The organism is Luteolibacter luteus (genome assembly GCF_012913485.1).
GTDB classification, from domain to species: domain Bacteria; phylum Verrucomicrobiota; class Verrucomicrobiia; order Verrucomicrobiales; family Akkermansiaceae; genus Haloferula; species Haloferula lutea.
The window spans coordinates 5,420,093-5,434,981 of sequence record NZ_CP051774.1; the positions used below are offsets into that span (position 1 = coordinate 5,420,093).

At 60.9% G+C, this 14,889-nt stretch carries 6 protein-coding genes; 4 read left to right on the forward strand and 2 right to left on the reverse strand.

Annotation, left to right across the window (positions count from 1 at the left end; translation table 11 throughout):
* Positions 1-72: 72 nt before the first annotated feature.
* Positions 73-3,672 carry a hypothetical protein gene (locus HHL09_RS22465; RefSeq protein ID WP_169456917.1) on the reverse strand — a complete coding sequence of 1,200 codons (3,600 nt, stop codon included), beginning with the start codon at positions 3,670-3,672 and terminating at the stop codon, positions 73-75.
* Between the two features lie 290 nt (positions 3,673-3,962).
* Complete coding sequence (locus tag HHL09_RS22470; RefSeq protein WP_169456918.1) at positions 3,963-8,396, reverse strand: Calx-beta domain-containing protein; 4,434 nt, start codon at positions 8,394-8,396, stop codon at positions 3,963-3,965.
* 267 nt (positions 8,397-8,663) lie between these two features.
* On the opposite strand from HHL09_RS22470, the gene HHL09_RS22475 reads away from it, so the two are divergent.
* The 4 genes from HHL09_RS22475 (at position 8,664) to HHL09_RS22490 (ending at position 14,871) form a co-directional block, all read left to right on the forward strand.
* Entirely contained in the window at positions 8,664-9,383 is a 720-nt protein-coding gene (locus HHL09_RS22475; protein ID WP_169456919.1) for a hypothetical protein, read from the forward strand.
* A gap of 44 nt (positions 9,384-9,427) precedes the next feature.
* Positions 9,428-10,054: a hypothetical protein gene (locus tag HHL09_RS22480; protein WP_169456920.1), complete on the forward strand. Its 627-nt coding sequence runs from the start codon at positions 9,428-9,430 to the stop codon at positions 10,052-10,054.
* A gap of 5 nt (positions 10,055-10,059) precedes the next feature.
* Positions 10,060-11,538, forward strand: a complete 1,479-nt coding sequence (locus HHL09_RS22485) for a DNA polymerase Y family protein (protein WP_169456921.1) — start codon at positions 10,060-10,062, stop codon at positions 11,536-11,538.
* Between the two features lie 147 nt (positions 11,539-11,685).
* Positions 11,686-14,871, forward strand: coding sequence for a DNA polymerase III subunit alpha (locus HHL09_RS22490; protein WP_169456922.1), 3,186 nt, complete (start codon positions 11,686-11,688; stop codon positions 14,869-14,871).
* The last annotated feature ends 18 nt before the right edge of the window (positions 14,872-14,889 follow it).

Below are 14,889 nucleotides of genomic sequence, written 5' to 3' on the forward strand. Positions count from 1 at the left end.
GCGATAGGATACGCGGACCGGGCGAGGGATTTATCCAATAAGATTAAGCGATTGCGCGGGATCCGGGGGCCCTTAGACCTCGTCGCGACCCAGCCAGCGGAAGCGCTTCACTTCGAAATGGCGGCCGAAGTCGGCTTCGGAGGACTTGATTTCCGGGTTCAGGCCGGTCGAGTCCGGGCGCAGGGGAGTCGGGGTCCGTTGGACCACAGCCTCGCACCAGGCTTCGGCGACGACCTTGCCATCCTTGTCCACAGTGTTGCCGTAGGCGCGGACCACGAAGGTATCCGAGCGGGCCGTCAGCGCGGGTCCTAGGAATTGGAGCACGTCGGCTTGGGTCAGGAAGCCTTGTGCGCCCCATGCCGTGGTGTCCGGCTTATTCCGCTGCTCCATGCGGGTCGGGTCCTTGATGTGATCCGGGTGGTTGTAGTCCGGCAGCGCGCGGGTGTTGTCTAGAGGCCACTCGGCTTGGAAAGCGGAGTTGAGTCCCGCACGGTCGATTGCCGCTTGCAGGGCACCCTTCTTGCCGGTGGCGTCATCGGACAAGCGGCGGTTCACGAAGTCGGACATTGAAAGGAAGGGGCCGCGGGTCTTCACCTCGCGCACGATTTCTTCCGCCAAGGTCCTGATCTCGTCCAGTCCCAGCGTGCGGACACCGCCCCAAGCCTCGGTGGAGCGTGCGCCCCGGCCATCATAGGTGCGGTCCAGTCCGGGAATGCGCGGGAAGGCCACCTTGTTATCCCCGAACTGGGTGCCCACGCTGGAAAGCAGCATCGCTTCCCAAGCGGTCACGCTGGTCGAGTTCACATTGAAGGCTCCATCCACGCCCAATCGTGAACCGGCACGATGATAGTCGGTGATGTCGTCTTCCGCGGTATCCGCCGTGCCGGAGATCAGACGCATGCGGCCGTTCGGCAGCGCAGAACGCTCGGGACTCTTCAAGAAGTCGGATTTCTCCGCATTCGTTCCGCTGGAAAGGAAGAACTCATCCCACAGCGAGTAGTTCAACTCGTAGCTCAGGTCGTAGATGACGTTCTGGTCGAGCGGCACCTGGTCGAGGAAATTGCGGGCGTGATAGGCCCAGTTGTCCTCGTTCGTGGTGGGGTTATCCTGGTTGGTATCGGAGCGGCCGTCCGTGGAGTAGCCGATCGAGTCCTGATTCCAGCCACCCTTTTCGCGGTTGATGGTTTCGCGGCGGCTCGGCTCCGTGCGGTTCAGGGCAACGCGGGGATCCGCGAGCGAGTTCCCGAAGGCGTAGCTCGGGTGCCAGACGAAGGGTGAGAAGTTCACATGCTGGAAGGCACCCAGGGATGAAATCTCGGCACCGCGTCGTGGCACGTCGAAAAGGATGCGGGGGCTGGTGAACTTCAGCGGGTGATCGAACGGATCGCCCCGGTAGGTGCTGCCTTGGAAGCGGGGCGACATTTGGTTCCAATCGACTTCCGCGTCGAAGAGATCCCGCGTGTAGATGCCGAAGAAGTTCGGCGCGATGTCGGTCACGTTGTCGAAGGGGTTCCGGTAGAAGTAGGATCCGCGCATGTTCCAGTTCGCGATCGGCGCGCACTGTAGGTGAGCGGTGCCGGCCAAGCTGCCGGATCCCAGGCGATTGGACGCATGTTCTTCAGACCAGCGCAGGCGGAAGCCATCGCGGGTGCGGCGGTCGGGAGCCACTTGGATCGATGGATTCTCGGCGGTGGAGCCGGGGAAGGGGACGGGGTCGATGCTGCTCCAGACCACCGGGATCTCATCCTCGTCACCGTATTGATAAGCACAGGAGATGAACTTTGCGGTGGGCAGCGCGTTGAAATCGGATGCGGAATTAATGGAGCCGCTGCCCGAAAGCGGTTTCCAGATCATGCGGTAATCGTCCGCCTGGGTCCACTGGGCTTCCTGCAGGTTGCCGGTGGGCTTGGGGAGCACGATTTCGCGCCACTCCTTTGGCATTGCAGCCAGGCAGTTTGGCTTCAGGCCCGGCGTCGGCGGCCAGCTGGTGTCTGGCTTGAAGAGCGGCTCGTTATCGATGCGGGAATCCTGATAAAAGCTGCGCGACGGGCTCGGTGCCACGCCGGGGGACAGAACGTTTCCGGAGAAACCTTCTTGCTGGTAAAGCTGGTTGCCTGAAGGCGACCACATCACCGTTTCGCCAGGTCCCAAGGTCGCGCCTTGCATCTTGAAGAAAAGACTACCTTGGGAAGCACCGCCGGTGATCCCGCCGGGCAGACCCCAATACATGCGGTATTTCTTCGAGGGCTTCCCATCCATCACGACCTCGATCATCTTCCGCCCGTTGATGTGCAGGTTGATCATGGAATCCCCGAGCTTCATTTCGAAGTTGTAGGGGTTCCACATCACCACGCGCGGGTACATGTGCAGGCGCATGCCGTAGGGGTTCTGCGGATCCACCCCGGCACGGCGGTAGTAGCTGATATTGTAGTAAAGCGATCCCTCCACCAGGACGGGTGAGATATCACTTTCACCCAGCTTGCGGAATTGGACCTTGTTCCCGTTGTTCAATGGATACTTCGGCGATGTCGAGTAGTTGCCGAAGGGGGTTTGCTCCGCACGCCGTGCCCAGTCACGCAGCAGTCCGAAGGTGGGAGATGTCACGTTGTAACGGCCTGCCTGGCCCGGGCTTGAGGAATGGGAATCAGCCTCGTTGTTACGAGGTCCCACCAGCCGGTCGCTATCCTGGACACCCAGGGAGACACCTCCCGTGCCTTCGTCGGAAATGCCTCCGCTGCTCAACAGGTAAGCGGTCAGGTCCTTCTTCAGGCCGCCTTGGCGGACGTCGGCGAGCAGCCCCATCGAATCGACCGTGAGATCATGGAAATGCTTCTTGAGGAGATCAGCGTCGGTGTTGGCGAGAACCAGCTGGCCTTCCGAGAGCATTTTCGAACGCACCCCGTTGTCCAATTCCGCCTTGGTGACAGCCTGCATCGAAGCGTCCTGGGAAAGCATCGTGGGCCGGAGTTCCGCGAGATTCGCCCGCGATTCCTTGGAGCCGTCTTCCGTGGCCACGTTCGCACGGATACCGAGGTCGCCCACCCACCAGGCATACTGGCCGCGGACTTCCTCGCCTTCCATCAGCTCCACGCGCGGGGCGGAAACCTTGCTGCCCGGCGTGTTTTCATCCGCGCTGCCCTTTCCGACGAGCTCGATCATCTCATCCTCATCAGGCGCATTGCTCTGCGTGCCCTGTTCGTAGTTCAGGCCGCCTTCGTTGCCGCTGACGAGGCAGGCGATGCGTTCGTCCTCGCGATCCCAGTTTTCAGACATCCGGAGATCGCGGAGGCCACCGTCTTCGGCGCTCCGGACCATATAAGAGGTGCCATCTTCCTTGGCGGTGCGCCACACGTTCATCCAGTGCGGCTGGGCGAGATTCGAGTTCTCCCCGGGGCCGACCTCGTCTTCAAGGAGGGTCGAATCGGAACTGACGCGCTGGTCAGGCCCCAGGTGCTTCTGGAGTTGCCCGATGGCTGTGATCAACGCGAGCCGGGCATTTGCCCTGGCTTCATCGCGAGCCATGGACACGGTGGACTTACGGAGTTCGATCGACGATAAACCTAGTAGTCCGAAAACAAGAAGTGCAAGCAGCGGCATCACGAGGAGTGCTGCCACCAATGCGAATCCTCGCTGCTGTTGGGATCGTGCAAGCTTGATGTGAGTGAAGGACATGTGATGGATGCGCAAACAATCGGGGAAATTTTCCGGAATCTAAAGTGTCCGGCTGTCACAGTTCCGTGGCAAAAGGGATGGTCATTGTAGTCACATGATGACGAATCCGTGACATGACGATCCTGAGATAAGTCTCCGGAATGGACGGTGGGCCGATGGGCCCGGGAAATTCATTCCAGCCCTGCTTGTCCGGCTGGAGGATCCCTTGGGAAGTGCCTCGGGAAAAAGAAGCAGCCGCCACCTTGGCGGCTGCTTCATGGGATGTTTCAATTCAGAAACGGCGGGCCGTTTCAGGGGGTGTAGGTGACCACGAGCTTGAAGAACTTCTTCGTCGCGTTCGCGGGTAGGGTCACCGAGATATCATCGGGACCATCCACGGCTTCCGCGAGGGGAGCCCACTCGATGAGGTCTTCACTCGCCGCGATCTCGTACTTCACGGCGGTGTCGCTCTTGGCGGCGCTGCCCTTCACGAATTGGAGCGTCACATTGTTACCGTTCTTGATCGGCACCGGCGAGGCATCCGCTTTCCGGGGATCGAAGCCCAGGGCATATTCGACCACGGCGGTCAGGCCGTCGCGATCGTTATCCGAGGTAGGCAGGATACCGGCAGCGCCCTTGCTTTCCGCCCAGATTTGGAAGGCGGACGGAGCGGTGGTTTCGGCAGTCACGATCCGGAGCGTAGGCTCGGCACCTGGATAGGGCTCGGAGGCACCCGGCCAGAAGATCTGCCAGCCATCGGTGGTCTGTGGCTTGACGTTCACCCCGTAGTTCGGAGCACCACGGCGCCATGCTTGGACGATCGCGGTGACATCGAGATACGCGGCACTGGTCTGACCCATGCCGGTCACGCGGCTGACTTCAGGGCCGATGTTCGTGCCTGCCACCGGACCGGCAGGTCCGAAGGCGGTTTCGACGGTCCAATCGGTGAGCACCTGATGCACCGAGATCGGGCCGGGGCTGTGGGCATTCGTGCTGCCTTCCAGCAGCAGCGGCGTGCCGGTGGTGAGCACCAGCTCGGCGCGCACGATTTCCTCGTCCTCGGGGATGTCGGTCTCGGCGGTGCCGAAGGTCACCGGGAAGCGCATGAATCCTTCCGTGGTGGCATCGGCGATGAGATCGACGAAGGCCAGGCTGAGGGTGGAGCCATCAACCGTCGGACCAGCACCGTTGAGCAGTGCCGAGCGATCGGCGGAGTAGGTGTGGATCGAGATCGGCGAGGTCACGTAGCTCACCACGAGCTTGGGACGCAGCGCTACGGTGGTATTGCCTTCCGCACAGTATTCCCAGCCGTCGGCGGTGCCACCGGTGTAGATGGAGAAGCCGAGGTTCGGGTTTTCGTTTGGATTGGCGATCAGTTCGTTCGCCCAGTAGCGCACGATGGCGGTCACGTCGGCGACTTGTGCGGTCTGGTTCGTCATCGAACCGAAGGCTGCCACCGGAAGGCCCGAGGAAGAACCACGCACGCCTTCGAAGCCGTATCCGGCATCGAGGTCGGCGTAGGTGGTTTCAGCCGTTACCGGGACGATCAAGCGGTCCACCACGAATGGACCCGGGGAACGGGAGTTCGCGCCGTTGGCCGTGGTGAGGATGAGCTCGGCCTTGGTCACCTTCGCGCCGGCCGGGATCTGTCCCGGGCCATTGCCGAAGATGTTGTCAAAGCGCATGATCGCGTTCTGGTCGGCGCTATCGGCATGACCCGGATAACCGTCGAGATAGTACGAGGCCGCCGAGCTGCCGAGGGTATTGGTGTAAACCGGATTGCCCGAGGCATCGGGCAGCGCGTTCTTGCCGATGTGCTTCGAGAAGGTGCCGGTGTAGTTGTCCACGCCGTTCTGGAACGAGGCGGTCGCCACGGGAACCAGCGAGGAAGCATTGCGGATCGTCGCCGAAGCCTGGAAGGCCGTGGCGGTGTAGCCGGTGCCTGGCAGGAGAGAGATGATCAGCGTCTCGTCTTCTTCATACAGGCTTTCGGTATTGATCGTCACGTTTACCGTGGCGGTCGCGGAGCCGGCAGCGAAGGTCACCGCGCCGGGGAGCGTCTCGTAGTCGGCGCCGTTCGTGGCCGTGCCGCCGATACCGTAGTTCACGGTCAGCGCGGGAGTCGTGTCACCGGTGCGGGTGAAGACGAACTGCAACGTGGTGTCGGCAGTGTTTTCCTGCGCGAAGTTGTCGGTAACCTTCACGAACACCTCATCGCCAGCGGCGGCGACGGGAGCGTAGGGGGCTGCCAGGAAACGGAAGCCGCCAGCCTGCGGGGTGCCGGGAACGCCGGGAAGATCGTGGGAGAAGACCACGAACTTGTTTCCATCCGCATGGTAGGAATACACGTTGTCGCCACCGTTGCCGTTCTGATAGTCGGCGGTCACGAAGAGCGCGGTGTTGGAAGGATTGATGATCGTTCCATCACCGAAGATGATTTCGTAAGTGCCAGCCACTTCGTCCACCGTCGCACCCACGGCAGCCATGCTGACATTGAGCGGGGTCAGGGTGCCGTCATTGGCGATCTTGCCGCTGTAGACGCCTGTCGCTTCCTGCGGGATGTAGAGGAAGGCGAAGTCGCCGTTCTCCACGTTCTGGCTGTTGTCGCGGTTGATGACCGACCAGTTCACTCCCACTTGGCCGATGTTCGACACGTTGTCTGCGCCGGCCGTGGTGCCGGTGCTGAGAGCCAGCATGTTGCCGGTCTGTGGCAGGCCGGAGATGGTGTAGGTGCCGGCGGCGTTGTTGGTCACGGTGATACCGGCAGGCAGATTGGCGCTGTCGGTGTTGATCGTGCCGTTTTCATTCACGTGAGCACCCACCCAGCCATTGGCGTAGGGGAAGAAGCCCATGGTGAAGCGGCCGGATTCGGGACGATTGACCGGATCGGTCGAGGCATCCTGTGCGAGGTCCTTCACGGAGAGGGCATAGTTGCCGCCTTCGTTGCGCGGGATCAGCAGGTTGTCGATCGAACCACGGGTGGTGATGTCCAGCCAGTTTTCACCGGCATAGTCGAGTCCAAGCAGGATGCCGGAATTGAAAGGCACGGCATTGTCATTGATCTTCACGGCAGGTTCGCCGGAGACGTTGCCGAGTGCCGTAAAGCCGAGCGGGGAAGGCGTGCCGAGGACGGTCGCCCAGGCCGGGGCCGGATTGGAGGTCTTGTCCGGATCCAGTTCCGGGTCGCCGCCATCGATGATGCCGAGGCTGTAACCGGAGATGGTCGGAGGATTGATCTTGGCCTCCATCAGGATCGGCGTCAGCACGCTGGAAACCACGGCACCACCATTGAGGGTCGCGACGGCTTCCACCTTGCGCTGGCCTGGAAGAGGAGAAGGAACGCTGATTTCGAAAGGCGCGGTGGCATCGGTGCCCACGGAGACGCCATCGATGAAGAATTCGATCTGCTGGATTTCGGCCGGCGTGGCCACGGTGTTCGTGGCAGACAGCGTGAGCTGGGATCCAGGATCGGTCGGGTAGATCGCATCCTTCACCGGGCTGGTCAGCGCGATGGCTGGCGCGGTGGTGAGGAAGGCGAAGCTGAACATGTCTTCGTCCGCCGTCAGGCCATCTTCCAGCGCTGGTTGCAGCGTGGGAGTGGTCGAAGCGACGGGGACGATGGTCGGGAGGTCGCGGCTTTCGATCAGCCAGCCACCCAGTGCTTGGTTCCACTCATAGCTCACGATGTTGTCCACGTTGTTCGGGTTCGGCGTGGTGCCGGCAGCTGGCCTTCCGCCTTCTGCGGAAATGATCAGAGTGCCCGTGGCATCGGTCTGGTCGGGGATGGTCAGCAGCCATTGGCCGACGCCCTGCTTGGTGATGGTGAAATTGCCACCGCCCACTTCGGAAGAGCCATCACTTTGGATGCGGCCCACGGCCTTCACGTGGCCACGACCGGCGGCTGCCGTCGGGACATACACGAAAGCCACACCGTCCTGCTCGGATCCGACGCCGTTCTGGCCGTTGTCCTTCACGGTCAAGCTGAAGGTGCCGTCGGCATTGTCGCGGCTCAGCGCGTAGTTATCCTCATTCTTGCCACCGACTACCAAGACCACACCATTGGACGAAGTGGCAGGTACTCCGTGGGATTGCAGGGCCGTCAGGTTCACCAAGGCGGTGCCGTTTACCGCGGGGGTGCTGGTGCTGTTGTCGACGAATTCCAGACCGGCGCCGAGACGGATCAGGGGATTGCTCCGGAAGTCGGCGGTCAGCGGGCCACCGTTCACGGAGCCGGCGCTGGCGTGCGCGCCGAGCCAACCTTCGGCATAGGGGAACCAAGCTGCGGCGAGGTTGACGTTGAATTCACCGCCACCATTGAGCTGCAGGGTCGGTGGGTTGCCATCCACCGATTCGGCACCACCGGAAGCCGCGTGCACGGGAATGAAAAAACCATTGGCGCTGAGTTCCGCCATGCTGGTCGAGTAGGTGATGCCGTCCGGGCCGCCACCTGAAACGTTATTGCGGCCGTTCTGCGTCACCGAAGTGATCATCACGCCATTGTTGCAATCTTGCGCAGGGGTCGCGCTGAAAGCCATGTCGAAGTCGCCGCGGTTGTGACCACGCACGGCGAAGTTGGGGGTGGCACCAGGCTTGATCGTCACCGCCACGGCGGGTTCGGGGGATGCTTGGCCGTTGTTCGTGGTGTTAAGCTGCACCACGTCGAGGTTGCCATGTTCCAGAGCGAAGCTGAGGCCCGGGCTGGCGAGGACCACGAGCGCGCTCAAACACGAGGGTATTTTCTTCATGCGGCGCGGACCCTAGGAAAAGGTACCTGCGTGGCTATGAAACAAGAGTTACAGATGAGACACCAGAATCGTTTGGATTGAGTCACTTATGTAACATCTTCGCCACATCGGAAGTGTCGCCGTTGTCACACAGGGGACACTCTGCACCTATGGCGCTGCATTAAAGGGAATTGCGACTTCACGCATCCTTCATCATTTGGGAATGCGACGGTAAAGTCACTTTGCCGGTCGTGGACTCCCGCGGGATTTCTCCTAGCTGGGGCGCGAATGAAAGTCCTTTTGTCGCTCTTGCTCGCCAGTGCAGCCGCTGCCTTTGCACAGGAAGCACCGAAACACACGCTGCGGATTTTGCCCTTGGGTGATCCGCCGCCATTCCGCCAGGAACTGCGCGGAGGCATCCGCTATGAGATCCCGGCGGAAGAAGGCACCGTGCCGCCACGCCAGATCCTTTTGTTCCAGAATGTCGCGGAAGGAGAGAAGAAGGAAGAGTGGCCGCTGAAGCTGCGCCTCGGCACGATTACTCCGGAACTGAAGATCCCGCCGCCGAAGGATGGTGCCATCATGGTGAAGACGGAAGCGGGCACTCCATGGGTCCGCATCCCCTTGGCTCAGGGCAGCTCGACCTTGGCGCTCGTCTGGCGGAGCGGGAAATCCTGGGACCAAGCCCGCGTGATGAGCCTTCCGGATGATACCAAGGATGGTGACTTCCGTTTCGTGAATCTCACCGGGAAGCCGATGGGCATCACCTGGGGGCAGGAAAAGCTGAAGTTGAATCCCGGAGCCGTGATGGTGCGCCGAATGCCGGATACCGCGAAGGTCCTGCCGATGAGCATCCTTTACCCGGCAGCGGATGGCAGTCTTCAGGCCTGTCTGAGCACGCAGGTGGAGCGGATGTCAGGCTCCCGCCAGCAATTCTTGATCTACGTCTCGGACGGAGTGGATCCGAAGATGCCCGTAAAAGTGCTGCCTCTTTCCGAACAGTTATAAACTGTTCGATTGAACATTTTGAAATTTGATCCTAGCGTGCCGGGGTGTCCGCCCCGGCGATTGAGGATCTGCGCAGGCAACTGAGGGAGAAATTCCCTCAGGCCCATGCGGTTTCGCTGATCAAGCAGGAGGAAAAAGCGGATGAAGGCCAGCCCTTTGATCCCGCGTTTTTCCCGCCGGGTGCGATCTCGGAAGTGATCGGCTCCGGCGTGAACATGCTGGTGGCCGGCCTGTTGGGAGAGCCGGAAGAGATCGCCGCGCTTCCCGATTTCGTGTTGGTGGATGGTGGCGATTGCTTCGATCCCGCCTCCTTCACGCAGGAAGCATGCTCGCGCTTGGTCTGGGTGCGCTGTTCCTCCGCGCTGGAGATGCTGAAGGCCACCGACCTGCTGGTGAGGGATGCAAATATCCCCTTCGTGCTGCTTGATACCTGCGGTATCGGAAGGCGGGAGCTGAGCGGCATCCCGGCCTCTGCGTGGTGGCGGCTGAAGCTGGCTGCGGAGGCTTCGAGCTGCCGCCTGGTGGTGATGTCTCCCTCCGCGCAGGTGCCCTGTGCGTCCGTGCGTGTCTCGCTGAATGCGAAGCTGGCCCTTGAGGACTTTGAAGTGCCGCGCCGCGAGCTGATCTCGCGCTTGCGGGTAGTGCCGGAACGGATGCGTCGCGCGACTTGAGGATCATGTTTGCTGCTCTCCATGTGCCGGACCTCACGGTGGCTGCCGCGTTGAAAGCCTTTCCCGAAGGACGGGGGATGCCTTGTGCCGTGCTGCAAATCGATCCGGAGGCAATGGCCGAGAAAGTGAAGCTGCCCCTGCAGGCGGTGAACGAACTCGCGCGCAGCACCGGGATTGCTTCCGGTTGGCCGCTGAACCGCGCCCTCGTGCGTTGCCCGGATCTCAAGGTGCTGTCGCCCGATCCCGCTGGCGAGGCGGAGTTGATGCGGGACTTGATCGCGCTGGCGGAAAGCCTCACGCCGGATCTGGAGATCGCGGGGCGAGACACCCTGATCCTCGATCTTTCGCGGACGACTTCAAGGCATGCGGCCCGTCTTGCGAGCTTGGAGCTGCCGGGCGCGTGCTTGCTTTACTCCAAGGCGCCGACACCCGACCTCGCACGTCTGGCGGTGCGCCATGCTTCTTGCCACGGTCTCCAGATAAGCCCGAAGGATATTGCGGTCTTGCCCTTCTCCCTGCTGGGCCATTTGCCGGAGGGCGAGGGCTTCCTGCCGCTCTTGAAGGATTGGGGCATCCGATCCTTGGGTGATTTCATGAAGTTGCCGCGGCAGGCCTTGGCCGAGCGTCTGGGACCTAGGGCAGGGGCGTGGCATGATCTGCTGCATGCGAAGTCCTGCCGCTTGCTGAGGTTGCATCGTCCTCCGGAAAGCATGGAGCAGACAATGGACTTCGAGGAGGCGCTTCGTTCCACCGAGCCGCTGCTCTTTTCCTTCAAGCGCTTGCTGCACTCGCTCTCCGCGCGCTTGGCCGCGCGTCATGTGGCGGTAAAGACGCTGCGGATCATTTTCCATCTGGATGGCGGGGCCTGTCTGCTGCGGGAGATCCGTCTGCCGGAGCCGCGGGTGGAGGAAGAGGAACTGCTCAGGCCGATCAGCGTGCTGCTGGATTCCTTGAAGACGGGGAAGGGGATCACGGGCATCACGCTGGATGTGGAGATCACGCTGCCCACCGCGGCGCAGAAGGATTGGTTCATCCGCCAGCTTCCCCGGCCGGAACGCTGGACGGATACTCTGGCACAGCTCGAAGGGCTGTTAGGCCCCGGCAAGATGGGCATCCCGCTACCTCCTGAAAGCCATCGGCCGGATGATTTCAAGCTCCGCTCTGCCGATGGCAGCCCGGCTCCCGACCCCGGTCGTTTTCAGCCCTCGTGTTCCTTGCCCCTGAGGCGTTTCCGCCCGGCGTATCAGGTGAACGTGGCTTCCGATGCTGAGGCACGGCCGCCGCGTCCTTACGCGCTGCTCACGGGACCCTATCGCGGGGAAATCCTTGAAGCACGAGGCCCCTTCCGGCAATCCGGGCACTGGTGGGATCCTCAGGCGGAGTGGCGTCGCCTGGAGTGGGATGTTCTTTTGGCGAACCAGCATTTGCTTCGCCTCGCGTTCCAGCCTCCGGACCAATGGTTGATCGATGGGCTTTACCAGTGAAGGGATGAAAACCACGGAATACGCGGAATACACGGAACGGAAGAAGGGCTTGCTCATGACAACCTGCCCTTTCCCTGCTTCCGTGTGTTCCGGGTATTCCGTGGGTTCTCTTCTTCCTTGCGAAGGTGTCCCGCGGTTCTTATCTGCATGAAAGCCGCGCCTCCATTCGCGGAATTTCACGCGCGCTCCGCTTTCTCATTCCTTCGCGGCGCGAGCGATCCGGAGATCATGATGGAACGCGCCGCGGACATCGGTCTGCAGACCATCGCCATCACCGATCATGCCGGTTTCTACGGTTCCGCCCGGGCGTATCATGAGGCGACGAAACGCGGCCTCCGCGCGATTACCGGGGCGACCTTGGATATCGATGGCGCCCAGGTGCCGGTGATTTGTGCGACGCGGAAGGGTTATCGCATCCTGTCCCGTCATCTCACGAACGGGCACCTGAAGGAAATTGTCCGCTGCTATGAAATGAACGGCGGCGATCTCATGGCCCTCACCGGGGATCGCGAAGGACCGGTGATCCGGCATCTGCTCCGGGATGATCGGGAGGCAGCGATTCAGGCAGCGCGCGGGCTGATCCAGATGTTCGGCCATGGAAACGTATATGTGGAGATCCATCGCCACGGCCTGCGGGACGATGCGAAGTTGAACCGCTATCTCATCGACCTTGCCCGCCAGTTGCGCCTGCCCTTGCTGGCAAGCAATGCGCCCATTTACGCCACGCGCGAGGATCGCTTGCTGGCGGATGCCTTCACGTGCCTGCGCCATAAGACTGCGCTCGATGCGGCGGGCCTGCTGCTGGAGCCGAATGGCGAGCGTTACCTGAAGTCACCGCAGCAGATGGCGAAGCTCTTTTCGGATTTGCCGGAAGCTTTGTCCAATACCCGGGAGCTTTCCGAGCGCATCGGGTTTACCTTGGAGAAGCTGGGTTATGACTTTCCGTCTTTTCAGGATGAGAACGGGCGCTTCATGTCCTTGGATGAAGAGACCGAATATCTGAAGGCGAAATGCTTGAAAGGCGTGGAGTGGCGCTATGGAAAGCTCACCAAGGAAGTGGCCGAGAAGCTGGATATGGAGCTTGCCTTGATCGGCAAGCTCGGGCTTTCCGGATACTTCCTGATCGTGCAGGACATCGTGAACTACGCCCGTGAGGAAAAGATCCTCTGCCAAGGGCGGGGTTCTGCCGCGAACTCGGTCGTCTGCTTCGTGCTCGGCATTACCAACGTGGATGCGGTGAAGCAGAAGCTCGTCTTCGAGCGCTTTCTTTCCGATGGCCCCAGCAAGAACGAATACAAGTCTTGGCCGGACATAGACATCGACTTCCCCTCCGGCGACCAGCGCGAGAAAGTCATCCAATACGTCTTCAAAAAATACGGTGCGCGTGGTGCTGCGATGACCGCGAATGTCATCACCTATCAGCCGCGCTCCGCTTTCCGTGAGATGTCGAAGGTGCTCGGCTTTCCTCCATCCGTAGCAGATCGCTTTTCCACCCTCGGCGGGACGCCTTCCCAAGATAGCCGCTTCGAGGAGAAGAAGGAGGGAGAGGAGAAAAAAACGTCTGAGCAGCTCGAAGCCGAAATGCATGAGGCCTTTGAAGAAAGGATGGCCAGCCTCTTGCCGCCTTCGCATCCGCGCTTGGCAGCCTTGGAGAAGCTCTACCACGCCGTGCTCGGCCTGCCGCGTCATCTGGGGCAACATTCGGGTGGGATTGTAATCTGTAACCAAGGCCTTGATGAAGTGGTACCGATCCAGAATGCCAGCATGCCCGGTCGCACGATTGTCCAGTGGGACAAGGATGACTGCGAGGATCTGGGGATCGTGAAGATCGACCTGCTGGGCCTCGGCATGCTTGCGGCGATGGAGAACATGATCGAGGTGCGGAGGCGCAAGGATCCGGGATTCGAGCTCGCGAGCATCGATCTCGATGACAGGGCGGTCTATGACCTGATGCAGAGGTCGGACACAATTGGTACTTTCCAGGTAGAGTCGCGTGCGCAGATGGCGACCTTGTCGATTCTACTGCCTGATCATTTCTACGAAGTGGCCATTCAAGTAGCCATCGTGCGTCCGGGGCCGATCGTGGGCGGTTTGTTGAATCCTTACCTGAGACGACGAAAGGGCTTGGACAAGCCGGATTGGATTCATCCTTCGTTCGAGAAAACTCTTGAGCGCACGCTGGGCGTTCCTCTTTTCCAAGAGCAGGTGCTCGAAATGGCAAAGATCATTGCGGATTTCACCGGCAACGAGGCTGCGCAGTTGCGACGGGCGATGTCCTTCAATCGTTCGCACAAGCGGATGCAGGAAGTTACTGCCGAACTTCGCCGTCGTATGGCCGAACGCGGGGTGGATGAAGAAGTTCAGGTGAAGGTGATCGACGCGATTGGTAATTTCTCGCTCTACGGTTTCCCGGAAAGCCACGCTTTGTCCTTTGCCTCGATTGCCTACTGGTCCTGCTGGTTCAAGGTGCATGAACCGGCGGCCTTTTACGCCGGCCTGCTCAACAATCAGCCGATGGGCTTCTACTCGGCTCACTCCTTGATCCAAGATGCGAAGCGCCATGGAGTGCAGGTGCTGCCCGCCTCATGCGTGCATAGCAAAGTGGTGACCGAGGTGACCGGTGATAAAGTCGTCCGTCTCGGGCTGCATCGCTTGAAAGGCGTTTCGCAGGAAACTCAGGAAAGAATCTTTCGGGAACGGGAAAAAGAGCCCTTTGAATCCTTGGGAGACTTTATCCATCGCGTCTCTCCGAACGTAAAGGAGCGTCGAGTCCTCGCGAAGTCGGGAGCCTTGAACGACCTGCCGGAAGTCGGCCATCGGCGTCAGGCGATGTGGCAGGTGGAGCTGCCGCTTTATGGTGACCTCCTCGATGCGAATACCCGGTTGATGGAAGAGGTGCTTCCGGCGATGTCGATCCATGAACGCCTCGCCTCCGACATTGCCGTGCAAGGCGCTTCGACGGGACCGCATCCGATGAAGCTATGGCGCCAACGCACCGATGTCCCCAAGGTGGTGACTGCGGCCGGACTCCAGCAATTGCCCCATGGCGTGCCGGTGAGGGTGGGGGGCTTGGTGATCTGCCGTCAGCGTCCCGGCACCGCGAAAGGGCATTGCTTCATCTCCCTCGAGGATGAGACGGGAATCTCGAATCTCTTCGTGAAGAAAGAGAACTTCCATCGTCTCAAGCTGGTCATCGTCAGCGAACCCTTCCTGATGGCGGAAGGGCGGGTGCAGATCTCCGAAGGCGGGCAGCGAACGGTATTCGTCAGCGAGGTGTTTCCTTTGCCTGGCTCAGAACCCGTTCATGCCTCGGAGTCGCACGACTTTCATTAGGTCGTGGTTTCTCAAATG